This is a genomic window from Streptomyces tubercidicus, assembly GCF_027497495.1.
GTDB classification, from domain to species: Bacteria; Actinomycetota; Actinomycetes; order Streptomycetales; family Streptomycetaceae; genus Streptomyces; species Streptomyces tubercidicus.
The window spans coordinates 2,493,704-2,519,355 of sequence record NZ_CP114205.1; the positions used below are offsets into that span (position 1 = coordinate 2,493,704).

Here is a 25,652-nt window from a genome sequence, read left to right on the forward strand (position 1 = left end):
TGGCGGCATACGGGGCGGAGGCGCGGGGCGGGCCGTCGGCCGAAATCCGGATGAGCGTTGTCAGTGCCGCCCCTTACGCTCGCGAGTGATGGCCGACACCGCGCAGATGACGAACCGGACCGACCCGACCGACTTACCCCAACACTCCACCATGCGCTCGCTGTTGCGCCTGTGGCCGTTCGCCCGGCCGGTGCGGGCGCGGCTGTTCACGGCCGCCTTCGTGGGGGTGCTCGCCTCCTGCGTCGGCCTGGTCATTCCGCTGGTGCTCAAGTGGCTGGTGGACGGGCCCGTGGCGGCGCGCGATCCGGGCGGGGTGTGGCTCGGCGGCGGGTACCTCCTGCTGCTCGGGCTCGCGGAGGCGCTGCTGTTCGGGCTGCGGCGCCGGCTGGTGGCGCGTCCGCTGGCCGGGGTCGAGGCGGCGATGCGCGAGGCGCTGTACCGCCATGTGCAGCGCCTACCGGTCGCCTTCCACGACCGCTGGCCCTCCGGCCAGTTGCTGTCGCGCGGTACGACCGACCTCCAGCTGGTGCGGCTGTTCCTCGCCTTCCCGCTGACCTTTCTGCTGATCAACGGCGTCACCATCCTGGTGGGCGCGGTACTCCTGCTGGCTCAGCGGTGGTCGCTGGGGCTGGTGGTGCTGGCGCCGGTGCTGCCGCTGATGGTGCTGTGCTCGGTCTTCGAGGCGAAGTACGGGCGGGCGGCGCGCCGGACCCAGGACCAGCTCGGCGATCTGACGACCGTGGTTGAGGAGTCGGTGCTCGGCATCCGCGTCATCAAGGGCTTCGGGCGCCACCGGAGCCAGGCCGCCGCCTTCCGGCGGCTGACCCGCGCGCTGCGTACGTCCGAACTCCGCAAGGCGCGGCTGCTGGCGTGGATGTGGGGGTGCAACACCACCCTGCCGGAGCTCGCGATCGGCGGCGCGCTGGTGCTCGGCACGCTTCAGGTGGCCGAGGGGGCACTGTCCGCGGGCACCCTCGTCGCCTTCCTGTCCACCGCCCTGGCGCTGCGCTGGCCGGTGGAGTCGATGGGCTTCCTGCTGGCCATGAGCAAGGAGGCGGCGACGGCCACCGACCGGTACTTCGAGGTCATGGACGAACCGGGCGTCGCGAACCGGCCGTGGGCGAGCGGACCGTGGACGCGCCAACCGTGGGCGAACCCGCCCGGGACGCGGCGGCCGTGGACGCACCGGCACCCGGCGGCCTCGTCTTCTCCGGCGTGCAGTTCCGCTACCCCGACGCTCCGCCGGACTCCCCGCCGCTGCTCAAGGACATCACCCTGCACATCCGCCCCGGCGAGACGATGGCGCTGGTCGGGGCGACGGGCAGCGGGAAGACCACGCTCACGGCGCTGGTACCGCGGCTGTACGACCCCACCGCGGGCAGGATCAGCCTCGACGGGCGCGATCTGGCGACCCTCGGCCGGGACGAGGTCCGGGCGCTGGTCGCGGTGGCCTTCGAGGAGCCCACCCTCTTCTCGGCGACCGCCGCGGAGAACGTCCTGATGGGCGCGGAGGGCGCCCAGGAGGCGGATCTCCGGCGGGCGCTGGCGGTGGCGCAGGCCGACGGCTTCGTCGACGCGCTCCCCGAGGGCGCCGCCACCCAGGTCGGCGAACAGGGCCTGAGCCTGTCCGGCGGGCAGCGGCAACGGCTCGCCCTGGCCCGTGCCGTGGTCGGCCGGCCGCGCTTCCTGATCCTCGACGATCCGCTGTCCGCCCTCGATGTGCACACCGAGGCGCTGGTGGAGGCGGCGCTGCGCCAGGTCCTGGCGACCACCACGGCCCTGGTCGTCGCCCACCGGCCGTCCACGGTCCTGCTCGCCGACCGGGTGGCCCTGCTGTCCGGTGGCCGGATCACCGCCGTCGGCAGCCACCACCAACTGCTCCGGGACCACCCCGAGTACGCCACCCTGATGTCCGGCGAGGGAGAGGGCGCCCGATGACCACCACCACGACCGGCCGCCCGTCCGACGGCCCGGAGGACCGCCCCGGCCCCGGGCCACGGCCCGCGGCGCGCCCCCCGGAGCCCGGGGACCGCACCCCCGACGCGCTCACCCAGGACGCACTGCCCGCCCCCAAGGGGGCCGCGCGCTCCCTCCTCGGCTCCCTGCTGGCCCCGCACCGCGGCCGCGTCGGGCTGGTGGCCGTCCTGCTGCTGCTCCAGCAGGCCGCCGTACAGGCCGGTCCGCTGCTGGTCGCCTATGCGCTGGACCGGGCGGTACCGGCGCTGCGGGCCGGGGACCACGGACCGCTGCTCGCCGTGGCGGTGGCGGCGGTGCTGTGCGCGGTGGCGTCCGGCGGGCTGCAGTTCGCCTTCGTCGAGCTCTCCGCGCGGGTCAGCCAGGATGTGCTGCTCGATCTGCGCGGCCGGATCTTCCGGCACGGTCAGGCGCTGAGCCTGGACTTCCACGAGCGCTATACGTCCGGCCGGCTGATCTCCCGGGCCACCACCGATGTGGAGGCGCTGCGCGAACTCCTCGAAGAGGGGCTCCAGGAGCTGATCACCATCGCCCTGTCGACGGTCTTCATCACGGCGGCGCTGCTCTGGCTGGACTGGGGCCTGGGCGCCGCCGCGCTCGCCTCCGCCGGGCCGCTCGCCCTCCTCGTACGGGCCTTCCGGCGCCGTTCGCACCGGGTCTACAGCGCCAAGTCCACGGCGATGGCGGCCGTCATCGTGAAGATCACCGAGACCCTCAACGGCATCCGCCCGGTGCAGGCGTTCCGCCGCGAGCGGCCGAACGAAGCCGCCTTCGCCCGGCTGAACCACCACCACGCACGGATCAACGGCGACACGCTCCTGGAGATGGCGCGCTATGTCGTCGCCTCCCGGCTGGTGGCCAATTTCGCGGTCGCCGCGATCGTCCTGTGGGGCGCCTACCGCGTGGCGACGGGAAGCCTGGCGCTCGGTGTGCTCGCCGCCGCGGTGCTCTCGCTGCGCCGGCTGTACGAACCCATCGACCGGCTCGGCATGTTCCTCAACTCCTATGAATCCGCGGCCGCTTCACTCCAGAAGATCGCCGGACTGCTCGCCCGGCGCCCCGGCGTCCCGCAGCCGGCCGTATCGGCCGCACTGCCGCCCGTAGGGGACGGCCGGCCGGGCCGCGAGGTCGCCTTCCGCGGCGTCCGCTTCGCCTACCGCACCGGCGACGAGGTACTGCCCCGCTTCGATCTGACCCTCGCGGCCGGGAGCACGGTGGCCGTGGTGGGTGCCACCGGCGCCGGCAAGTCGACCCTGGCCAAGCTCCTGGCCCGCTTCTACGACCCCACCGAGGGCCGGGTGCTGCTCGACGGTGTCGATCTGCGCGAGCTGTCCACGGCCGCGCTGCGCCGCGGTGTCGTGATGGTGACCCAGGAGGCGTTCCTGTTCTCCGGCACGGTGGCCGACAACATCGCTCTCGGCCGCCCGGACGCCACCCGCGCGGAGATCGAAAGCGCCGCGAAGGCCCTCGGCGCCCATGACTTCATCACCGCCCTGCCGGACGGCTACGACACCGATGTCCGCAAGCGCGGCGGCCGCATCTCCGCAGGCCAGCGCCAACTGGTGAGCTTCGCCCGCGCCTTGCTCGCCGACCCGGCCGTCCTCATCCTCGACGAGGCCACCAGCTCCCTGGACATACCCGGCGAACGGGCGGTGCAGCACGCCATGGACACCGTCCTGGAGGGCCGTACGGCCCTGGTGATCGCCCACCGCCTGTCGACCATCGGCATCGCCGACCGGGTCCTGGTCATGGCCGACGGCCGGATCGTCGAGGACGGCCCGCCGGACGAACTCATCGCCGCACGGGGCACGTTCGCGCAACTGCACGGGGCATGGCGGGACAGCGTGGGATAACACGGCAACGATGCGGCGGCGGCAGACGCGGCGGCAGCGACGCGAAGGGGGCGGGGACGATGGCCGACAGCGCACGGGGACCGGGAAGCGCCGGACACCGCGGTGCCGGACAGTATGTGTGGTGGCTGGTGGTCAGCCAGCGGGGGCGGGTGGCGGCGGGCGCCTCGTACGGCAGCCTGTGGATGATCGGGCTGATGCTGCCGCCCTATGTGCTGTCCCGGGCCATCGACGAGGGACTGGTGCCGGGCCGGATGCCGGTGCTGCTCGGCTGGGCGGCGGTGCTGCTCGGGGTCGGGGTGGCAAACGCCTGGCTGGCGGTCATGCGGCACCGCACCATGACCAGGATCCGTATGGACGCCACCTTCCGTACGGTGCGGGCCATCGTGGCGCACACCCTGCGGCTGGGGGCGGCGCTGCCCCGCAAGGTGACCGCCGGGGAGGTCGTCACGATCGGGATCGGCGATGTCGCGGTGATCAGCCAGACGCTGACGATGACCGGGCCCGGTGTCGGCGGGGTGCTGGCGTACGGGGTCGTCGCCGTCCTGCTGCTGAGCGTCTCGCCGCTGCTGGCCGGGGTGGTGCTGCTGGGTGTCCCGTTGCTCGCGCTGCTGGTCGGGCCGTTACTGGGGCGGCTGCAGGGGGCCGAGGCGCGGTACCGCGAGCGGCAGAGCGGGCTGGCGGCCCGGCTGACGGACCTGGTCGGCGGGCTGCGGGTGCTCAACGGCCTGGGCGGCAAGGAGGTGTTCGCGGACCGCTACCGGCGCGAGTCGCGGGCGCTGCGCGGCGAGGGCTACCGGGTCGGTGCGGTGACGAGCTGGGTGCAGGCCCTCGGGGTCGGTCTGCCGACGCTGTTCCTGGCCGCGGTGACCTGGCTCGCGGCCCGGATGGCGGCCCAAGGGGCCATCACTGTGGGTGAGTTGGTGGCGGTGTACGGCTATGCGGCGGCGCTGGTGGTGCCGGTGTCGTTCTTCATCGAGGGCGGCTATGACCTCACCCGCGGGCTGGTGGCCGCCCGGCGGGTGGTCCGGTTCCTGCGGCTGGAGCCGGATGCCGCGGACGGTGCCGGGGATGCGGCCGGCGCCGGGGACGCGGCCGGGGACGCCCCGGAGGCCGCCGCCGTGCTGTGTGATCCGGCGTCCGGTGTCCAGGTGGTGCCCGGTCTGCTGACCGCGCTGGCCGCCGCCCGGCCGGGCGAGTCGGCGGCGGTGGTCGACCGGCTGGGCCGGTTCGCGGACTCTGCCGCGACATGGGGCGCGGTACGTCTCGACGAGATCGCGCTGCCGCAGGTCAGGGACCGGATCCTGGTCGCCGACAACGAAGCCGAGCTGTTCGCCGGGACGCTGCGCGAGGTGGTGAGCGGGCGCCGGGACCGGACCGAGGAGGCGATCGGCCGTGCCGTCCGTACGGCCCTGGCGGAGGACATCGTCCGCGGGCTGCCGGACGGGCTGGACTCGGCGGTCGAGGCACAGGGCGGCAATCTCTCCGGCGGGCAGCGGCAGCGGCTGCGCCTGGTGCGGGCGCTGCTGGCCGACCCCGAAGTGCTGCTCGCGGTGGAACCGACCTCGGCGGTCGACGCGCACACCGAGGCCGGTATCGCGGCCCGGCTGCACGACGCGCGGGCGGGCCGTACGACCGTCGTCACCAGCACCTCGCCCCTGCTGCTGGACCGGGCCGACCGGGTGTACTTCCTCGTCGGCGGCCGGGCCGTCGCCGTCGGCAGCCACCGTCAGCTCCTGGACGAACAGCCCGGATACCGCCGTCTGGTGGCCCGCGGCGAGGACGAGAACGAGGACGAGAGCGAGAACGAGGACAGCACGGAAGACGGGGGCACGGACGGCGGCGGCGCGGACGGCGGGCCCGCGGGCGGCGGCGACCCGGCCGCCCGGCCCGCGGAGGTGGCCGGGCTTCCCGCGCCGAAGGAGGACACCCGATGACGACGACCGCCACCCGGCCCGGACGGTCCGATGACGACGCCCTGCCGGACGGTGCGGCGCTGCCGGTGGCCGATCCGGCCACCACCCGGCGGGCGGCGCTCCGGCTGGTCCGGCTGGACGGCCGGGCCTTCGCCCTGATGCTCACGCTGAACGCGCTGGCGGCCGGCGCCGGTCTGGCCGGCCCCTGGCTGCTCGGCCGGATCGTGGACACGGTGCGGACCGGCGGCGGGGTGCGCGCGGTCGACCGGCTGGCGCTGGTCATCCTGGTGTGCGGACTGGCCCAGCTGCTGCTGGCGCGCTACGCCCGGTATGTCGGGCACCGCTTCGGTGAGCGGACCGTGGCGCGGGTCCGCGAGCAGTACGTGGACCGGGCGCTGGCGCTGCCGGCGGCCGTCGTGGAGCGGGCCGGCACCGGTGATCTGACGGCCCGCGGCACCTCCGATGTCACCTCGGTCGCCCGGACGCTGCGGGACGCCGTGCCGGAGGTGTGTGTCGCCGCGGCGCAGGCGCTGTTCCTGCTGGGTGCGGTGGTGGTGCTCGATCCGCGGCTCGGCCTGTGCGGGCTGCTGGTGTTCAGCGGGGTGTTCGCGGTCCGGTGGTATCTGCGCCGGGCGCGCGAGGCGTATCTGGCGGAGGGCGCGGCGACCTCGGCGCTCGCCGAGCTGCTGGCGGCCACCGCCACCGGCGCCCGGACCGTCGAGGCGCTGGGCCTCCAGGAGCGCCGGACGGCGGCGAGCGAGCGGGCCGTCGAGCGGTGCCGCCGCACCCGCACCCGCGCGCTGTTCCTGCGCAGTGTGCTGCTGCCCGCCGTGGATGTCGCCTATGTCCTCCCGGTGGTCGGCGTCCTGCTGGTCGGCGGGGCGCTGCACGGGCGGGGCGGGATCAGCCTCGGTGTGGTCATCGCCGCGGCGCTGTATCTGCGGCAGCTGGCCGACCCGTTGGCGACGGTCCTGTTCTGGGCCGAGCAACTGCAGAGCAGCGGCGCCGCGTTCGCCCGCGTCGAGGGGCTCGGCCAGGCCCCGCGGCCCCGGGCGGCCGCGCCCGCGACGCTTCTCCCCCACCCCTCCCCGGAGCCCTCCCCCGCCACCCCCGCCGACGACCGCATCGATGTCACCGCCGTCCACTACGCCTACGGGGCCGCCGACGGCAGCCGGAGCCCCGCCGCGCACCGCGATGTCCTGCACGGCGTGGACCTGACCGTCCGCCCCGGCGAACGCCTGGCCCTGGTGGGCCCCTCCGGCGCCGGTAAGTCCACCCTGGGGCGGCTGCTGGCGGGGATCGATGCGCCGCGCCTGGGCGCGGTGACGGTCGGCGGGGTGCCGGTCGCCGCGCTGGACCCGGCGGCGCTGCGCCGGCAGATCGTGCTCGTCACCCAGGAGCACCATGTGTTCCTGGGCACCCTCCGGGACAATCTCCAGATCGCCGCGCCCGATGCCGGGGACGCCACGCTGAGTGCCGCACTGGCCGCCGTGGGGGCCGACTGGGCCGCGGAGCTGCCGGCCGGCCTGGACAGCGAGCTGGGCGCCGGCGGCCATCGCCCCGACGGCTCACAGTCCCAGCAACTGGCCCTGGCCCGTGTGGTGCTGGCGGATCCGCACACGGTGATCCTGGACGAGGCGACCGCGCTGCTCGATCCGCGGACGGCCCAGCACACCGAACGCGCCCTGGCCGCCGTCCTGAAGGGCCGTACGGTCATCGCCATCGCGCACCGTCTGCACACCGCGCACGACGCGGACCGGGTAGCCGTCATGGAGGAGGGCCGGCTGACCGAACTCGGCACCCATGACGCCCTGGTGGCGGCGAACGGCGCCTACGCCGCACTGTGGCGGTCCTGGCACAGCTAAGGCTCTCCCGTAAGCGTGCCTCTCCTGGCGCCGACCAGCCGATCAGCCCCGTCCGGCTTCCGGACACCGATTTCGGGCAACGGACGGTTTCCGGCCAATTAGTTGAACGGAGCCTGACAACAAGCCGCTGCTGGTGGGACTCTTCCCCGCAACCGCCGCACGGATCCCCACAGCACCAACTCCCTGCGGCCGGAGGCTCCAACCGCACCACCCGTTCCACCGGCACCATCTGCTCCACTCGCACCACCCGCTCCACCCAGCACCTCACGTACGTCTCCCCCCACACGCTCCAAGAGTTCTGCCTCGCTCTGCCCGGACGGCCGCTTCGCCGCCCGGTCCCCCTCGGCCGCAGCGGCATTCCGCGGCCACCGCAGAAGGAGTCAGTGTGAGACGCACCCCCCATGGACGCGCCGTTGCGACCGGCGCACTCGTCGCCGTCACGGCGATGCTGGCCGTCGGCGTTCAGGCCGGTACCGGCACGGCGGCCGCCCCGCGGCCGGGCACCACGCATGTCGCCCCCGATCCCGGCGCCCTGCCGGCCAAGCTGTCCCCATCCCAGCGTGCGGAGCTGATACGGGCAGCCGGGGCCACCACCGCCGAGACCGCGCGCCAGCTGAAGCTCGGCGCGAAGGAGAAGCTGGTCGTCAAGGACGTCTCGAAGGATGTCGACGGCACCGTGCACACCCGCTACGAGCGCACCTACGAGGGGCTGCCCGTCCTCGGCGGTGACCTCGTGGTGCACGAGAGCAAGGGCGGCGCCCTCCAGGGCGTCACCAAGGCCGTGCGCTCCCAGCTGAAGGTCGCGAGCACCACCGCGAAGGTGCGGCCCGCCGCGGCCGAGTCGAAGGCCGTCAAGGCGGCGCAGGCGCTCGGTTCGAAGAAGTCCGAGGCCGCGAAGGCACCGCGCAAGGTGGTCTGGGTCGCCGACGGCAAGCCGCTGCTCGCGTACGAGACGGTGGTCGGCGGGCTGCAGGACGACGGCACGCCCAGCCAGCTGCACGTCATCACGGACGCCACGACCGGCGCCAAGATCTTCGAGTACCAGGCCATCAGGAACGGCGTCGGCAACAGCGAGTACAGCGGCAAGGTCACCCTCGGGACCTCGGGCTCGGCGCCGAACTTCTCGATGACCGACGCCACCCGCGGCAACCACAAGACGTACGACCTCAAGCACGGTTCGTCCGGCACCGGCACGCTGTTCACCGACGCCGACGACACCTGGGGCGACGGCACGCCGCAGAACGCCCAGACGGCCGGTGTGGACGCGGCCTACGGCGCCCAGGAGACCTGGGACTACTACAAGAACGTGCACGGCCGCAGCGGCATCAAGGGCGACGGCGTGGGCGCCTACTCCCGGGTGCACTACGGCAACAGCTACGTCAACGCCTTCTGGGACGACGGCTGCTTCTGCATGACGTACGGCGACGGCAGCGGCAACGCCGCCCCGCTGACCGCCATCGACGTGGCCGGCCACGAGATGTCGCACGGTGTCACCGCGGCCACCGCCGACCTCACCTACAGCGGTGAGTCCGGCGGCCTCAACGAGGCGACCTCCGACATCTTCGGTACGGCGGTGGAGTTCTACGCCAACAACTCCTCCGACCCCGGTGACTACCTCATCGGCGAGAAGATCGACATCAATGGCGACGGCACCCCGCTGCGCTACATGGACAAGCCGTCCAAGGACGGTGCCTCGGCCGACTACTGGTCGAGCAACGTCGGCAACAAGGACGTGCACTACTCGTCCGGTGTCGCCAACCACTTCTTCTACCTGCTGTCCGAGGGCAGCGGCCCGAAGGACATCGGCGGCGTCCACTACGACAGCCCGACCTTCGACAATCTGCCGGTGCCTGGCATCGGCCGGGCCAACGCCGAGAAGGTCTGGTTCAAGGCCCTCAGCCAGTACATGAACGCCAACACCAACTACGCGGCCGCCCGCACCGCCACGCTCAAGGCGGCAGCCGACCTGTTCGGTGAGGGCAGCGCCTCGTACAACACGGTCGCCAACACCTGGGCGGCGGTCAACGTCGGCGCCCGCGTCCCGGACGGCGGCGGGGTCACCGTCACCAACCCGGGCAACCAGACCAGCACCGTGGGCCAGGCGGCGAGCCTGCAGATCAAGGCGACCAGCGGCACCGCGGGCGCGCTGTCGTACGCGGCGACCGGCCTGCCCGCCGGGCTGTCGCTGAACGCGACCACCGGTCTGATCTCCGGTACGCCGACCACGGCCGGCACCAGCAATGTGGCGGTCACGGTCACCGACGCCGCGAAGAAGACCGGTAACGCCACCTTCACCTGGACGGTCAACGCGGCCGGTGGCGGCAATGTCTTCGAGAACGCCGACGATGTGAAGATCCCGGACGCGGGCTCGGCGGTCACCTCCCCGATCAACGTCGGCCGCAGCGGCAACGCACCGAGCACGCTGAAGGTCGCGGTGGACATCGTGCACACCTACCGCGGTGACCTGGTCGTCGACCTGGTCGCCCCGGACGGCACGGCCTACCGGCTGAAGAACTCCAGCGCGTTCGACTCGGCGGCCGACGTGAAGACCACGTACACCGTCAACGCGTCCTCGGAGAAGGCAAGCGGCACCTGGAAGCTGCGGGTCCAGGACGTCTACTCCCAGGACACCGGTTACATCAACGGCTGGAAGCTGACGTTCTGATCACAGGCGCCACTCAGCGGACACCTAGCTGTGCCATAGGCGGGTCATAGATCTCGCCACCGCACAACTGCCGCACGAAGCACGCGCGTTGGGCGTCGTCCCCTGGTATCCGGGGGCGGCGCCCAGCTCCGTTATACGAACGGCGCGCACCCCTCCACGGACATTTTTCAGCCAAACCCCGAACACCCTCCTGACATGCACGCGTTCGAAATGGCAGTCTTCCCGAACGCACGTCACACCCGCATCGCTTTGCACCCCCACCACTTGGCAAAGTTGAAGGAGCACGCGTGACCCCCCGCATATCCCGTAAGACCCGTGTCGTCGGTACGTCGTTCGCCGTCGCGGCCCTCGTGGCCGCCGGCATCACCGCAGGTACCGCCGGCGCCTCCCCCGCGCAGCCCCCCACCGCGGACGGTTCGCCCCTCAAGCTCAGCGCCTCGCACCGTGCGGAACTGCTGCGTGACGCGAGCGCCACCAAGGCGCAGACCGCCAAGGAACTGGGCCTGGGCGCACAGGAGAAGCTGGTCGTCAAGGACGTCATCAAGGACGCCGACGGCACCACGCACACCCGCTACGACCGCACCTACGCCGGCCTGCCGGTGCTGGGCGGCGACATGGTCGTGCACACCGCCAAGGGCGGCGCGGTCAAGAGCACCACCAAGTCGACCGAGAAGACGGTCAAGGTGGCCTCCACCACGGCGAAGATCGCCCCGACGGCCGCCGCGAAGTCGGCCCAGGGCACCGCGGTGAAGTCGCTCAGCGCCAAGAAGGCCGACGCGCAGGCGCCCAAGAAGGTCGTCTGGGCCGCCTCCGGCACCCCGACGCTCGCCTACGACACCGTCGTCAAGGGCGTGAAGAAGGACGGCACCCCCAGCCGGATGCACGTCATCACCGACGCCAACAGCGGCAAGAAGCTGTTCCAGTACGACGAGATCCGTACCGGCAAGGGCGAGAGCGAGTACAGCGGCAGCGTCGACCTGGGCACCTCCAAGGAGGGCAGCGGCTACACGCTGACCGACAAGGACCGTGGTGACCACAAGACCACGAACCTGGAGAACAGCGAGTCCGGTGACGGCAAGGCCTTCACGGACGAGGACGACAAGTGGGGCACCGGCAAGCCGGACAACCCGCAGACCGCTGCCGTGGACGCGCACTACGGCGCGGCCGTGACCTGGGACTACTACAAGAAGGTGCACGGCCGCAGCGGCATCAAGGGCGACGGCAAGGGCGCCTCGTCCCGCGTGCACTACGGCAAGAGCTATGTCAACGCCTTCTGGGACGACAGCTGCTTCTGCATGACGTACGGCGACGGCGAGGGCGACAAGAAGCCGCTCACCGCGCTGGACGTCGCGGCGCACGAGATGTCGCACGGTGTCACCTCCGCCACCGCCAACCTCACCTACAGCGGTGAGTCCGGCGGCCTGAACGAGGGCACCTCGGACATCTTCGGCACGTCGGCCGAGTTCTTCGCCAAGAGCGAGAAGGACCCGGGCGACTACCTCATCGGCGAGAAGATCGACATCAACGGTGACGGCAAGCCGCTGCGCTACATGGACAAGCCGTCCAAGGACGGTCAGTCGCAGGACAACTGGGACTCCAGCACCGGCGGTCTCGACCCGCACTACTCCTCGGGTGTCGCCAACCACTTCTTCTACCTGCTGTCCGAGGGCAGCGGCGCGAAGGAGATCGGTGGCGTCAAGTACGACAGCCCGACGGCGGACGGCAAGAAGGTCGAGGGCATCGGCCGGGACAAGGCCGAGAAGATCTGGTTCAAGGCTCTGACCGAGTACATGACCTCGAACACCGACTACAAGGCCGCCCGTGAGGCGACCGTCAAGGCCGCCACCGACCTGTACAAGGCCGGCAGCGCCGAGGTCAAGGGCGTCGAGGCCGCTTGGACCGGTGTCGGCGTCAAGTGACGCATCATGCGGGAACGTGCTGATTGTCCCGGGGTGATCTGACCCCGGCGCGGGCGGTGTCCGGAGATTCTCCGGGCACCGCCTTCGCGTTTCACGGCCCCGGTCAGGAAGACGCCGGACGGTTGCCCTTCTTCGCACGGGCCCGGTCGAAGGACCACACGGCCACCCCGACCAGCACCGCCGCCCCGGCCCCGTACACCGGCAGCCAGTGGGTCGTCGTGGCCGACAGGCAGTCGGCGACGGCCTCCTCGGTCCGGGCCCGCTGCGCATGGGCCAGCGCGGCCTGGTCGAGCCCCGCCGGGTGCGCCAGTTCGGCGTGCGCCCGGAAGCCCTCGTACCGGCCCAGTTCCGGGCAGCCGCTACGAGTGCCCGGCATCGGGAACAGCCACGCCCAGCGCTGCATCATGGGGGCCAGTGCGATCGCCACGCACAGGCCGACGACCAGCGCATACGCGACGAGTTTCCGCAGGTAGGGGGTGCGGAAGCCGGGCGTCCGGGCCGGCATCCCGTAGAAGGAGAAGACCACCGCGAGCAGTGTCACGCCGATGTAGGTGGCGAACCACTGCCAGGACCCCTCGGCGAGCGCGGCCGTCAGCACGGCGGCGAGGGCGATACCGATGACCCCGGGCTGATCGGCGGTGTCCTGGCCGGCGTCGCTGAGTGCTGGTGCACCGGTTCCTCGGGGGCTGGGCTGGTTCACGGGCCGCTCCTGCGGGTTCGGAGGCCCTCAGCATCCGGCACCTCCCGCCCACGGCCCCGGCACCGTGCCGGACGGGCCCGGCAGCCCGCCCGGTTGGGGGACGAGCCGCATGTCCGGATACCCGCTGAACACCGCTGCTACGGGCGTCCCGCCGCATAATCTGGCGGTTATGACAGAGTCCCGCGGCGGTCCGCCCGTCAGCGCCACCAGGGTCCTCCTCGCCGACGACGAACCCCTGATGCGGGCCGGTGTGCGCGCGATCCTCGGTGCGGCGCCCGATATCGAGGTCGTGGCGGAGGCCGCCGACGGCCGCGAGACGATCGACCAGGCGCTCCGGCACCGTCCCGATGTCTGTCTGCTGGACATCCGGATGCCGCGGCTGGACGGCCTCGGGGTCGCCGCCGAGCTGGCCAGGGCGCTGCCCGCCACCGCCGTCGTCATGCTGACGACGTTCTCCGAGGACGAGTACATCGCGGGCGCGCTCGGCTCGGGCGCGGCCGGGTTTCTGCTCAAGTCCGGCGATCCGCGGGAGCTGATAGCCGGGGTCCGGGCCGTCGCCGGGGGCGGTTCCTGTCTCTCCCCGTCCATCGCCCGCCGCGTCATCTCCCATCTCGGGGCCGGGCAGTTGGGCCGCGGTGTGGCCGCCCGCGCCCGGGTCGCGGAGCTGACCGGGCGGGAGCGCGAGGTGCTCGGGCTGGTCGGCGCCGGGCTGTCCAACGCGGAGATCGCCCAGCGGCTGTTCCTTGTCGAGGGCACCGTCAAGGCACATGTCAGCGCGATCCTCGCCCGGCTGGGCTTCAGGAACCGTGTGCAGGCGGCGATCCTCGCGTATGAGGCGGGCCTGGTCCCGGCGTCATGACGCGGTGGAAGCGCCCGGCGGCGCGGCAGCTGCGCGCCCACGCCCCCGCACCGGCGCTCTGGCTGCTGGTGTGCGGTCCGCCGGCGCTCGCCCCCTTCAGCTCCGTCCACGGCACCGAACTGTGGGTCAGTCTTGCCGCCTTCCCGCTGCTCGGCGTCGGTGTGCTGCTGCGCAGGCGACGGCCGCTGGTGGCGCTGGCGCTGCCGATCGCGCCGAGCCTGGTGATCTCGCTGGATCTGTTCACCCCCGCCTACTGTGTCGCGCTGGCCGTGTTCGGCTATCTGGCCGGGGTCCGGCTGTCCCGGGCCCGCCCCGCGCTGTGGTTCTTCTCCGGTGTGGCGGCGTGCGGGCTGCCGTTGGCCGCGGTGGTGGGCCGCACGGTGTGGCCGTGGTTCTCGCTGCTGTTGACGCTGCTGCTCAATGTGGTGCTGCCGTGGCTGCTGGGCCGCTACCGCCGTCAGTACGCCGAACTCGCCCGCACCGGCTGGCAGTTGGCGGAGCGGATGGAGCGCGAACAGCAGGCCGTCGCCGACCGCACCCGGCTGCGCGAGCGCGCCCGGATCGCCGGGGACATGCATGACTCGCTCGGCCATGATCTGGCCCTGCTCGCGCTGCGGGCCGGGGCGCTGGAGGTCGATCCGGGGCTGGACGCGGAGCGGCAGGCCGCGGCCGGGGAGCTACGGGCCGCCGCCGGGGCCGCGACCGAACGGCTGCGGGAGATCATCGGCGTGCTGCGCACGGATGACGAGAGCGCGCCCCGGCGGCCGGCCGACGAGAGTGTGGCGCGGCTGGTGGACCGGGCGCGGGCGTCCGGGATGACGGTGACCCTGGAGCAGGCGGACGACACCGCCACCCCCGCGCTTCCGGCCATGACCGGCCACGCCCTGCACCGCGTCGTCCAGGAGTCGCTGACCAACGCCGCCAAACACGCCCCCGGCGCGGCCGTCCGGGTGCGGATCGGACGGGCCGCCGGGCAGGTGGAGGTCACCGTGGCCAACCCCGCACGACCGGCGGCCGGACCCACGGCCGGTCCGGTCTCCGGCGGCAGCGGGCTGGTGGGACTGGACGAGCGGGTACGGCTGGCGGGCGGTGCGCTGCGGGCCGGCCCCACCCCGGAGGGCGGCTTCACGGTCTCCGCGCGGCTGCCGACGGCCGGCGGACCACTGCCGGAATCCTACGAACGCCCCCAACCCACCGCGGCCGCACGGGAGTTGGCGCATGCCCGGCAGCGGGTGCAGCGGCGGCTCCGGCAGATGGTGACCGTCCCACTGGCGCTGCTGGCGGCCCTGACGGTGCTGAGCGGCGTCTTCCACCTCGTCAGCCCGTCCTGGACGGTGCTGGAACGGGACCACTACACGGCCCTCCGCCTCGGCACCGAGCGCTCCCGCCTGACCCCCCTCCTGCCGTTCTTCGCCCTGGACGCCCCACCGGACGGCACCCCACCGCCCCCGCACGGCTGGACCTGCGAGTACTACAGCGTCCGCCCCGGCTCCGACTCCGCCTACGCCCTCTGCTTCACCGAGGACGACCGGCTGGCCGGGAAGAGCGTGGTGCACCGGCGGGACCGGTAGGCGGGCCCGCCGGGACCGGAGCCGCGGCCGGCGCGCCAGCCGCAGGGCCGGCACACTCAACTCGCCCCCGCTTCAGCCCTTTTCACACCCCTGAGCCCCCTACCGCCGCGTCCGCCGATATGGCCGATTCCACCCCCTCACGCGCCCTTGTACGGACTCCCTCCTGGCGAGAGGCTGCGGTGTGGCGCCGAGGGGCCCCGGCGCGGCACCGGACATCCGCACACCGCAACTCCGCTGTGATCAGACCGAGTTGAGGAGGCGAACGCCGACCGTGGCAGCGCAGCGTCGCAGTCGCCCGCGCGGGGGCCGGACGGGTTCCGCCGGGTCGCCGCGGGCCCGTGATGACGGACCGGCGGGGGCCGCACTTGCCGCCGGGCTTCCCCGTCGCCGCCCACGGAAAAGCCCCCCGGATACGCCCCGCACCCGGATGGCGTATCCACACCGGATCCCCCGGGGGAACCAACGGCCGGGACCGGGGAAGCACCGATCCGCCCCGCCGTGCCATCCGCCGGCCGAGTGAAAGCGGAAGGGAGCGCCCATGCCCGCACCCGGCCCGCCCGCCGTGGAGCGGATACAAAGGACAAAACCCCGCAAAGCATCACAAGCCCAGGTGAGCCCATGATCGGTCGTATTCCTGTTCTGGACATCCGCCCGCAGATCGATTGCGGCCGCCGCCCGGCGAAGGCCGTGGTGGGTGAGACCTTCGAGGTCTCGGCCACCGTCTTCCGCGAAGGGCATGACGCCGTCGCGGCGAATGTGGTGCTGCGCAATCCGGCCGGGCGCTGCGGCCCCTGGACGCCGATGCGTGAGCGGGCGCCGGGCTCCGACCGGTGGAGCGCCGAGGTCACCCCCGGTATCGAGGGCCGCTGGACGTTCACCGTCGAGGGCTGGGCCGATCCGGTCGCCACCTGGCGGCGGCATGCCGCCATCAAGATCCCGGCGGGGATCGACACCGAGCTGATGCTCACCGAGGGCGCCGAACTCCTGGAGCGGGCGGCCGCCGAGGTCCCCAAGCGCGACGGGCGCGAGGCGGTGCTCACCGCCGTGGACGCCCTGCGCAATGCCGGGCTGCCCGCCGCGACCCGGCTGGCCGCGGCGCTGTCCCCGCAGGTCACCGAGGCGCTGGCGGGCCATCCGCTGCGCGAGCTGCTCACCGTCTCGCGTCCGATGCCGCTGCTCGTCGAGCGCCGACGGGCCCTGTACGGCTCGTGGTACGAACTCTTTCCGCGCTCCGAGGGCGCCACCGTCACCCCGGACGGTACGGCCGTCAGCGGCACCCTGCGCACCGCCGCCGACCGGCTGCCGGCCGTCGCCGCCATGGGCTTCGACGTGGTCTACCTCCCGCCCGTCCACCCCATCGGCACCGCCTACCGCAAGGGCCCCAACAACGCCCTCTCTGCCGGTCCGGACGATGTCGGCTCCCCCTGGGCGATCGGCTCACCGGCCGGCGGCCATGACGCCCTCCATCCGGACCTGGGCACCTTCGAGGACTTCGAGCACTTCGTCCGCACCGCCCGTGACCTGCGGATGGAGGTGGCCCTGGACTTCGCGCTGCAGTGCTCGCCGGACCACCCCTGGGTCACCCTGCACCCCCAGTGGTTCCAGCACCGCGCGGACGGCTCGATCGCCTACGCCGAGAACCCGCCGAAGAAGTACCAGGACATCTACCCCCTCGCCTTCGACACCGACTTCCGCGGGCTGGTCCGCGAGACCGAGCGGGTGCTGCGCTTCTGGATGGCCAAGGGCGTACGGATCTTCCGGGTGGACAATCCGCACACCAAGCCGGTGGCCTTCTGGGAGAAGGTGCTCGGCGACATCAACCGCACCGACCCGGACGTGCTCTTCCTCGCCGAGGCGTTCACCCGCCCCGCCATGCTGCACACCCTCGCGCAGATCGGCTTCCACCAGTCGTACACCTACTTCACCTGGCGTAACACCAAGCAGGAGCTGACCGACTACCTCACTGAACTGACCGGCGAGAGCGCCTCCTATCTGCGGCCCAACTTCTTTGTGAACACGCCGGACATCCTGCACGCCTACCTCCAGGAGGGCGGCCGCCCGGCCTTCGCGGTACGCGCCGTACTGGCCGCCACCCTCGCCCCCACCTGGGGCGTCTACGCCGGATACGAGCTGTGCGAGGCCACGCCGCGGCGCCGCGGCAGCGAGGAGTACCTCGACTCGGAGAAGTACCAACTCAGGCCGCGCGACTGGGATGCGGCGGCCAGGGAGGGACGCACCCTCGCCCCCCTGATCACCACGCTCAACCGCATCCGCCGCCGGCACCCCGCCCTGCAGCAGCTGCGCAATCTGCACTTCCACCACGTCGACAACGAAGCCGTCCTCGCCTACTCCAAACGCGAGGGGAGCGGCGACCGGGCCGACACGGTGCTCACGGTGGTCAACCTCGACCCGCACCACACCCACGAGGCGACGGTGTCGTTGGACATGCCGGAACTCGGCCTCGGCCGGCACGAGTCCTTCCCGGTGCGCGACGAGCTCACCGGCGATACCTACCACTGGGGCAGAGACAACTATGTGCGCCTGGAGCCGGGCCGCTCTCCCGCGCCCGCCCATGTGCTGTCGCTGCGACCGTCCTCACCGATCGGAGGGTCACCCAATTGATCGTCAATGAGCCTGTCCCCGACACGTTCGAGGACACCCCGGCGAAGGACCGCGATCCCGACTGGTTCAAACGGGCCGTTTTCTACGAAGTCCTGGTGCGTTCCTTCCAGGACAGCAACGGCGACGGCATCGGCGACCTCAAGGGCATCACGGCCAAGCTCGACTATCTGCAATGGCTGGGGGTGGACTGCCTCTGGCTGCCGCCGTTCTTCAAATCCCCGCTGCGGGACGGCGGTTACGATGTCGCCGACTACACCGCGGTGCTCCCCGAATTCGGCGATCTGGCCGACTTCGTGGAATTCGTGGACGCCGCACACCACCGCGGTATGCGGGTCATCATCGATATGGTGATGAACCACACCAGCGACCAGCACCCGTGGTTCCAGGAGTCGCGCACCGACCCCGAGGGGCCGTACGGCGACTACTACGTCTGGGCCGACGACGACAAGCAGTACGCCGACGCGCGCATCATCTTCGTCGACACCGAGGCCTCCAACTGGACCTTCGACCCGGTCCGCAAGCAGTACTACTGGCACCGCTTCTTCTCCCACCAGCCGGATCTCAACTACGAGAACCCGGCGGTCCAGGAGGAGATGATCTCCGCGCTGCGCTTCTGGCTCGACCTGGGGATCGACGGTTTCCGGCTGGACGCGGTGCCGTACCTCTACGCCGAGGAGGGCACCAACTGCGAGAATCTGCCCGCCTCGCACGCCTTTCTCAAGCGGGTCCGCGCGGAGATCGACGCGCATTACCCGGACACCGTGCTGCTGGCCGAGGCCAACCAATGGCCGGAGGACGTCGTCGACTACTTCGGCGATTACGGCGTCGGCGGCGACGAATGCCATATGGCCTTCCACTTCCCGGTCATGCCGCGCATCTTCATGGCGGTACGGCGCGAATCGCGCTATCCGGTCTCGGAAATCCTCGCCAAGACCCCGGCGATTCCGTCCGGCTGCCAGTGGGGCATCTTCCTGCGCAACCACGACGAGCTGACCCTCGAAATGGTCACGGACGAAGAGCGCGACTACATGTACGCGGAGTACGCCAAGGACCCGCGGATGCGGGCCAATATCGGTATCCGCCGCCGACTGGCCCCGCTACTCGACAACGACCGCAATCAGATCGAGCTGTTCACGGCCCTGCTGCTGTCCCTGCCGGGGTCGCCGATTCTCTATTACGGCGACGAGATCGGCATGGGCGACAACATCTGGCTCGGCGACCGGGACGCGGTGCGCACCCCGATGCAGTGGACGCCGGACCGCAACGCCGGCTTCTCCTCCTGCGACCCGGGCCGGCTCTTCCTGCCGACCATCATGGACCCCGTCCACGGCTACCAGGTCACCAATGTCGAGGCCGCGATGAGTTCGCCGTCCTCGCTGCTGCACTGGACCCGGCGGATGATCGAGATCCGGAAGCAGAATCCGGCGTTCGGGCTCGGCAGCTATACCGAGCTGTCCTCCACGAACCCGGCGGTGCTGGCCTTCCTGCGGGAGGCGCCGGGCACCGGCGGCGCGGACGACGACCTGGTGCTGTGCGTGCACAACTTCTCGCGCTTCGCCCAGCCCACCGAACTGGACCTGCGGTCCTTCAGCGGCCGCCATCCGGTGGAGCTGATCGGCGGGGTCCGCTTCCCCGCCATCGGGGAGCTGCCGTATCTGCTGACCCTCGCCGGGCACGGGTTCTACTGGTTCCGGCTGCGCAGAAATTCCGGTTAGCGCCGGTGCCCTGACCGGGCACGGGCGCCAGGAAGACGCCCGTACGCGGCCACCCGGCACGTACGGGCGTTTTTTGACCTTTCGCCAGGGCAGTCTCCTTATTACCGCACGGGCCGGGTGAGCCCTCGCCGGTCCCCCGGCTCGCGAAGGGGACCGCCGCGCAGCGGAGCAGCGCACGCCGGAAGACCGCTGCCGTACGGACGCTCCCGGCCGGGAGCCCCGGACTCCGTCTGGGGGTACCCCCACCGCGCCGCCGCACAGTCAAGGCCGAATTCCGGGACACTTTGCCCTATATGTCGTGTGCCCGGGGAAAGGACGCGACGCCATGTCGGACACCGCCTCGACCCGTGCCACCCGAAACACCCCTGATCGCCGCCCGCTCGTCGCCGCTCCCGATCTGCTGTCCTCACTGGTCCCCCTGCTCGCCGACTGGGTGCCACGCCAGCGCTGGTTCGCCGGCAAGGGGCGGCTGATCACCGGCTTCAGCCTGCTCTCGGCGACCGAGCTGCTGCCGTGCACCGGCGACGGCACCGCACCGGGCCTGCTGCAACTGCTCGTCCGCGCCCAGCAGAGCGCACCGCCGAGCCGTACGCCCTCCGGCGGCGACTGCTACCAGCTGCTGCTGGGGGTGCACCCGGCGCCGTCCCCCCAGCTGGCGCCCGCCGTCATCGGGCGTCCCGGCCGCGGTCCGCTGTGCGGCCGTACGGTCTATGACGCGCTGCTCGACAGCCGGCTGTGCGGGCTGCTGCTGGAGCGGCTGCGGGTCCCGGGCCGGCTCGGCGCACTGCGCTTCTGCCGTGAGCCCGATGCCGAGATCCCCTCCGGGCTGCCGGGCCGGCCGATCGCCGTCGAGCAGTCCAACTCCTCGATCGTCTACGGCGATTCCTTCATCCTGAAGGTCTTCCGGCGGATCGCGCCGGGCATCAACCCGGACCTGGAGCTGCCGCGCGCGCTCGCGGACGCCAAATGCGCACGGGTGCCCGCCCCCGCGGCGTGGTTCGAGTCGGCGGCCCCCGAGGAGGGCGGCGAGCCGACGACGCTGGGGGTGCTGCAGCCCTTCCTGCCGGGGTCGGCGGACGGCTGGCAGCTGGCGCTCAACGCGCTGGCCGTACGCGCCGACTTCACCGGCTCGGCGCGGGCGCTCGGCCATGCCACCGCCGAGGTGCACACCGCGCTCGCCCAGACGCTGCCCACCACCGAGCTGCGCCGCCCCCAGCTGGAGGTGATCGCCGCCCAGATGACCGAGCGGCTGGCGGCCACCGCCCGCGCCGTGCCCGTGCTCCAGCCCTACCGCGCCCAGCTGCGCACCGCCTTCGACGCGCTGGCCGCGATCGGCCACGACGGCCGCAGCTGGGCCGCCCAGCGCATCCACGGCGATCTGCACCTGGGCCAGACACTGCGCTCCGCCGACGAGGGCCGCTGGTCGCTGATCGACTTCGAGGGCGAACCGGCCCGCCCGCTGGCCGAGCGGCGCCGGCCGCAGCCCGCGGTGCGCGATGTCGCGGCGATGCTGCGGTCCTTCGACTATGCCGCGCGCAGCGGTCCGGCGGGCGGTGACCCCTGGTCGCTGGAGTGGGCGCGGCGCACCCGGGACGCCTACTGCCTCGGCTACGCGGAGGCCGGCGGGCTCGATCCGCGCTCCGCGCCCGAACTGATGCGCGCCTACGAGACCGACAAGGCCGTCTACGAAGTGCTCTACGAGGCCCGGCACCGCCCCGACTGGCTGGCCGTCCCGATGGCCGCCATCCGGCGCCTGGCGGCGGGCGGGGAGCGGGTCGTGGGGCTGGACGGGGCCGGGCCGTACCGGGCCGCCGGGCCCGACGGCCGGGGGTGAGGGGCGCCGCAGCCGAAGCGCCGTACCGCCGCCCGTCCGCCCCCGAGACCCGACCGATGCCCCGCCTTGCCCCGAGGAGGCCCTCTCGTGACCCGCCCGTTCCGCCCCACCCCTCCCGACACCGCGCCCGCCCGGGGCGCGACCCACGACAGCGCGGCGGGGCGGTCCGGCCACGCGGCCACGCCCCGGCCGCCCGCCACCGGCGCCGCGTCGCCGGGCGGGGGCACCGCCGGTGCCACCTTCGCCGCCCGCCCGTCCGGCCTCCGGGACCCGGCCGCGGCGCCCGGCCGCACCGGCGCCCCCGCGGGTCCGCCCCGTACGGAGCGGGCGCAGGGCAGCCACGGGGTCCGGGCCGCCGCCCCGCTGTCCGACGAGGACCGCGGGCGGCTGCTGGACGGTGCCCATCACGATCCGCACGGGCTGCTCGGCGCCCATCCCGTGCGCGGCGGGCTGCTGCTGCGGGTCCTGCGGCCGTATGCGAAGGGCGTGACCGTCCTGGCGAAGGGGCTGCGTGCCGAGCTGCCCGCCGAGGGGGACGGGCTGTTCGCCGGGGTGCTGCCGCTGCGCACCGTCCCGGACTACGAGCTGCTGGTCGACTACGGCGACGACACCGTGACCGTACGGGACCCCTACCGCTTTCTGCCCGCGCTCGGCGAGCTGGATCTGCATCTGTTCGGTGAGGGCCGCCACGAGCAGCTGTGGCAGGCGCTCGGTGCGCGGATCATGGAGCACCAGGGCGTGACCGGCACCCGCTTCACGGTCTGGGCACCCAATGCCCAGGGCGTCCGGGTCGTCGGCAACTTCAACTACTGGGACGGCACCGGCTTCCCGATGCGCTCGCTGGGCTCGTCCGGTGTCTGGGAGCTCTTCCTCCCGGGGCTCGGCGAGGGCGAGCTGTACAAGTTCGAGATCACCCGGCCGGACGGCTCCCGGACCCTGCGTGCCGACCCGATGGCCCGGCGGACCGAGTGCCCGCCCGCCACCGCCTCGGTCGTGGAGACCTCGCACTACCGCTGGACCGACGCCGACTGGATGGCCCGGCGCGGCGCGCGCCCCGTGCACGAGGCCCCGTTCTCCGTCTACGAGGTGCATCTCCCCTCCTGGCGCCCCGGCCTCACCTACCGCCAGCTGGCCGCGCAGCTGCCCGCCTACGTCAAGGACCTGGGCTTCACCCACGTCGAATTCATGCCGGTCGCCGAGCATCCCTTCGGCGGCTCCTGGGGCTATCAGGTGACCGGGTTCTACGCGCCCACCGCACGGATGGGCACCCCGGACGACTTCCGGTTCCTGATCGACGCGCTGCACCGGGCCGGCATCGGGGTGCTGATGGACTGGGTGCCGGCGCATTTCCCGCGCGACGACTGGGCGCTGGCGGAGTTCGACGGCCGCCCGCTCTACGAGCCGCAGGACCCGGCACGGGCCGCGCACCCGGACTGGGGCACCCTGGAGTTCGACTACGGCCGCACCGAGGTCCGTAACTTCCTGGTCGCCAACGCCGTCTACTGGTGCGAGGAGTTCCATATCGACGGTCTCCGGGTGGACGCCGTCGCCTCGATGCTGTATCTCGACTACTCCCGCGAGGACGGCGGCTGGACGCCGAACGCGCACGGCGGCCGGGAGAACCTCGACGCGGTGGCCTTCCTCCAGGAGATGAATGCGACGGTCTACCGCCGCTGCCCCGGTGTCGTCACCATCGCCGAGGAGTCCACGGCCTGGGACGGCGTCACCCGCGCCACCCATCACCCCGGGCCCGGCGGCTTCGGCGGGCTGGGCTTCGGGCTGAAGTGGAACATGGGCTGGATGCACGACTCCCTCGGCTATGTCTCCAAGGATCCGGTGCACCGGAAGTACCACCACGGCGAGATGACCTTCTCCATGATCTACGCCTACTCCGAGAACTATGTGCTGCCGATCTCCCATGACGAGGTGGTGCACGGCAAGCGCGCACTGGTGTCGAAGATGCCCGGTGACTGGTGGCAGCAGCGCGCCGGCCACCGGGCCTACCTCGGCTTCATGTGGGCCCACCCCGGCAAGCAACTCCTCTTCATGGGGCAGGAGTTCGCGCAGGGCGCGGAGTGGGCGGAGAGCCATGGGCCGGACTGGTGGCTGCTCGACTCCTCGTACGAGGCGGAGCCGGACCACCGGGGCGTACGCGATCTCGTGCGCGAGCTGAACCGGCATTACGCCGCCACGCCCGCGCTGTGGGAACGCGACACCGACCCGGCCGGTTTCTCCTGGATCGACGGCGACGCGAGCGAGGACAATGTCTTCCCCTTCCTGCGCTTCGCCGCCGACGGCACCCCGCTGATCTCGGTCACCAACTTCTCCCCCGTCGTCCGCCGCGCCTACCGGCTCGGTGTCCCCGGCCATCTCCCCTCCTGGCGCGAGGTCCTCAACACCGACGACCCGCGCTACGGCGGCTCCGGCGTCGCCAACCCCGGCCTCCTCACGGCCGAACCGACCCCCTGGAACGGCCGCGCCACCTCCCTCGCACCGGTGCTGCCCCCACTGGCCACCATCTGGCTACGGCCCTCCTGAGCACACCGAAGGGGCGGGCGCCCTTTCCGGCACCCGCCCCTTCGCCCGTTCCGCGACCCGGGGGTCAGACCTTGGCGGACTCCTTCTCCGCGCCGCCGTCCCGCGGTGCGACGACCTCCCCGGCGGCCTCCCCGGCGACCGGCTCGCCGTGCCCGTCGGCGGCCAGCGTGCGCTCGTCGAACGGCACCTGACCGGCGAGCACCTCGGCCACCCGGCCCTTGTCGATCTCCTTGGTCCAGGTGCCGATCAGCACGGTGGCCACCGCGTTCCCGGCGAAGTTGGTCAGGGCGCGCGCCTCGCTCATGAAGCGGTCGATACCGACGATCAGGCCGACGCCGTCGACGAGTTCGGGGCGGTGCGACTGCAGACCGCCGGCCAGCGTCGCCAGGCCCGCGCCGGTGACCCCGGCCGCCCCCTTCGACGCGATGACCATGAACACCAGCAGGGAGATCTGCTGGCCGAGCGGCAGCGGCTTGCCCATCGCCTCGGCGACGAACAGCGAGGACATCGTCAGGTAGATGGCGGTGCCGTCGAGGTTGAAGCTGTAGCCGGTGGGGACGGTGATGCCGACCACCGGCCTGCTGACGCCCAGGTGCTCCATCTTCGCGATCAGCCGGGGCAGCGCCGACTCCGAGGAGGAGGTGGACAGGATCAGCAGGAACTCCCGGCCGAGGTACTTCAGCAGCTGGAAGATGTTGACCCCGGCGACCAGCCGGAGCAGCGTGCCGAGCACCACGATCACGAACAGCAGACAGGTGACGTAGAAGCCGACCATGATGACGGCCAGCGACTTCAGCGCGTCCAGGCCGGTCTCCCCGACCACCGCCGCGATGGCACCGAAGGCACCCACCGGCGCCACCCACATGATCATGGCCAGCACCCGGAAGACCAGCTTCTGGAGGTGCCCCACACCACGCAGCACCGGCTCGCCCGCCGTGCCCAGCGACTGGAGGCCGAAGCCGACCAGCAGCGCCACCAGCAGCGTCTGGAGCACCTGCTCCTGGGTGAAGGCGGAGACCAGCGTGGTGGGGATCATGCCCAGCAGGAATTCGGACAGCGACTCCCCGCCGCCCTCGGTCTGGGCGTGCCCGGCGTGCTTGACGGTCTCGGTCAGATGGAGGCCCGACCCGGGGTCCAGCAGATTGCCGACGACCAGGCCGATGGCCAGCGCGACGGTGGACATCACCATGAAGTAGCCGAGGGCCAGCCCGCCGACCGTGCCGACCTTGGCGGCCTTCCGCACCGAGCCGACGCCCAGCACGATGGTGCAGAAGATGACCGGCGCGATCATCATCTTGATCAGGTTCACGAACCCGGTGCCGAGCGGCTTGAGCTGGACCGCGACACCGGGCGCGGCGAAGCCCACGACGATGCCGAGCAGTACCGCGCCGATCACGGCGAGGTAGAGGTAATGGGTCCGGTCCCGCTTCACCGGCGCGGTCTTCCCGGTGGTGCCCCCAGGCGGTGGGCTCTGTGCAGCCACGGCTGTCTCCTCGGTCTACGGCTGTGCGCTGATCTGCGGCTCTGTCACACAACAGGTTCCGGTGACTATGCATGGCGCTGTGGCGCCCGTCACCCTTACGTGCATTTCGTTCACGCAAAAGTGACCGGGCAGACGGTTCTG

Annotated in this window: 13 protein-coding genes and 1 pseudogene; 12 read left to right on the top strand and 2 right to left on the bottom strand. The window is 72.1% G+C overall.

Features of this window, described 5'->3' with window-relative positions; translation table 11 throughout:
* Positions 1-151 precede the first annotated feature (151 nt).
* From STRTU_RS10525 to STRTU_RS10550, 6 genes and pseudogenes are all read left to right on the top strand, one after another.
* Positions 152-1,938 (top strand): annotated as a pseudogene (locus tag STRTU_RS10525) (ABC transporter ATP-binding protein).
* Entirely contained in the window at positions 1,935-3,827 is a 1,893-nt protein-coding gene (locus STRTU_RS10530) for an ABC transporter ATP-binding protein (protein ID WP_159743300.1), read from the top strand. Before STRTU_RS10525 ends, STRTU_RS10530 begins: the two are co-directional and overlap by 4 nt.
* Before the next feature lie 59 nt (positions 3,828-3,886).
* Positions 3,887-5,761, top strand: a complete 1,875-nt coding sequence (locus STRTU_RS10535; RefSeq protein WP_246240345.1) for an ABC transporter transmembrane domain-containing protein — start codon at positions 3,887-3,889, stop codon at positions 5,759-5,761.
* Positions 5,758-7,605 (top strand): ABC transporter ATP-binding protein, encoded by a 1,848-nt coding sequence (locus STRTU_RS10540; protein ID WP_159743301.1) that lies wholly within the window; start codon positions 5,758-5,760, stop codon positions 7,603-7,605. The genes STRTU_RS10535 and STRTU_RS10540 overlap by 4 nt, the downstream gene beginning before the upstream one ends.
* A 385-nt stretch (positions 7,606-7,990) precedes the next feature.
* Positions 7,991-10,270, top strand: coding sequence for a M4 family metallopeptidase (locus tag STRTU_RS10545; RefSeq protein ID WP_159743302.1), 2,280 nt, complete (start codon positions 7,991-7,993; stop codon positions 10,268-10,270).
* Positions 10,271-10,557: 287 nt separating this feature from the next.
* Positions 10,558-12,189, top strand: a complete 1,632-nt coding sequence (locus STRTU_RS10550; RefSeq protein ID WP_159743303.1) for a M4 family metallopeptidase — start codon at positions 10,558-10,560, stop codon at positions 12,187-12,189.
* 103 nt (positions 12,190-12,292) lie between these two features.
* On the opposite strand, the gene STRTU_RS10555 is transcribed toward STRTU_RS10550, so the two are convergent.
* On the bottom strand, positions 12,293-12,889 hold the full coding sequence (locus STRTU_RS10555) for a hypothetical protein (protein ID WP_159743304.1): 597 nt from the start codon (positions 12,887-12,889) through the stop codon (positions 12,293-12,295).
* 169 nt (positions 12,890-13,058) lie between these two features.
* Here STRTU_RS10555 and STRTU_RS10560 point away from each other — a divergent pair, with 169 nt between their 5' ends.
* From STRTU_RS10560 to glgB, 6 genes are all read left to right on the top strand, one after another.
* On the top strand, positions 13,059-13,748 hold the full coding sequence (locus STRTU_RS10560) for a response regulator (RefSeq protein WP_159743305.1): 690 nt from the start codon (positions 13,059-13,061) through the stop codon (positions 13,746-13,748).
* Positions 13,745-15,319: a sensor histidine kinase gene (locus tag STRTU_RS10565; protein WP_159743306.1), complete on the top strand. Its 1,575-nt coding sequence runs from the start codon at positions 13,745-13,747 to the stop codon at positions 15,317-15,319. Before STRTU_RS10560 ends, STRTU_RS10565 begins: the two co-directional genes overlap by 4 nt.
* 618 nt (positions 15,320-15,937) lie before the next feature.
* A complete protein-coding gene (locus STRTU_RS10570) occupies positions 15,938-17,941 on the top strand; it encodes an alpha-1,4-glucan--maltose-1-phosphate maltosyltransferase (RefSeq protein ID WP_159743307.1) in 2,004 nt (667 codons plus the stop codon).
* On the top strand, positions 17,938-19,656 hold the full coding sequence (gene treS / locus STRTU_RS10575) for a maltose alpha-D-glucosyltransferase (RefSeq protein WP_159743308.1): 1,719 nt from the start codon (positions 17,938-17,940) through the stop codon (positions 19,654-19,656). Before STRTU_RS10570 ends, treS begins: the two co-directional genes overlap by 4 nt.
* 325 nt (positions 19,657-19,981) lie before the next feature.
* Complete coding sequence (locus STRTU_RS10580; RefSeq protein WP_174878839.1) at positions 19,982-21,490, top strand: maltokinase N-terminal cap-like domain-containing protein; 1,509 nt, start codon at positions 19,982-19,984, stop codon at positions 21,488-21,490.
* A 363-nt stretch (positions 21,491-21,853) separates the two neighbouring features.
* Positions 21,854-24,028, top strand: coding sequence for a 1,4-alpha-glucan branching enzyme (gene glgB / locus STRTU_RS10585; protein WP_159746825.1), 2,175 nt, complete (start codon positions 21,854-21,856; stop codon positions 24,026-24,028).
* 64 nt (positions 24,029-24,092) lie between these two features.
* On the opposite strand, the gene STRTU_RS10590 is transcribed toward glgB, so the two are convergent.
* Complete coding sequence (locus STRTU_RS10590; RefSeq protein ID WP_159743309.1) at positions 24,093-25,511, bottom strand: cation:dicarboxylate symporter family transporter; 1,419 nt, start codon at positions 25,509-25,511, stop codon at positions 24,093-24,095.
* Between the last annotated feature and the right edge of the window lie 141 nt (positions 25,512-25,652).

Bases quoted from the DNA above. Each gene is read 5' to 3' on its own strand.
- STRTU_RS10580 (WP_174878839.1), top strand. From the start codon at position 19,982: ATGTCGGACACCGCCTCGACCCGTGCCACCCGAAACACCCCTGATCGC.
- STRTU_RS10535 (WP_246240345.1), top strand. From the start codon at position 3,887: ATGGCCGACAGCGCACGGGGACCGGGAAGCGCCGGACACCGCGGTGCC.
- STRTU_RS10560 (WP_159743305.1), top strand. From the start codon at position 13,059: ATGACAGAGTCCCGCGGCGGTCCGCCCGTCAGCGCCACCAGGGTCCTC.
- STRTU_RS10570 (WP_159743307.1), top strand. From the start codon at position 15,938: ATGATCGGTCGTATTCCTGTTCTGGACATCCGCCCGCAGATCGATTGC.
- STRTU_RS10540 (WP_159743301.1), top strand. From the start codon at position 5,758: ATGACGACGACCGCCACCCGGCCCGGACGGTCCGATGACGACGCCCTG.
- STRTU_RS10565 (WP_159743306.1), top strand. From the start codon at position 13,745: ATGACGCGGTGGAAGCGCCCGGCGGCGCGGCAGCTGCGCGCCCACGCC.
- STRTU_RS10530 (WP_159743300.1), top strand. From the start codon at position 1,935: ATGACCACCACCACGACCGGCCGCCCGTCCGACGGCCCGGAGGACCGC.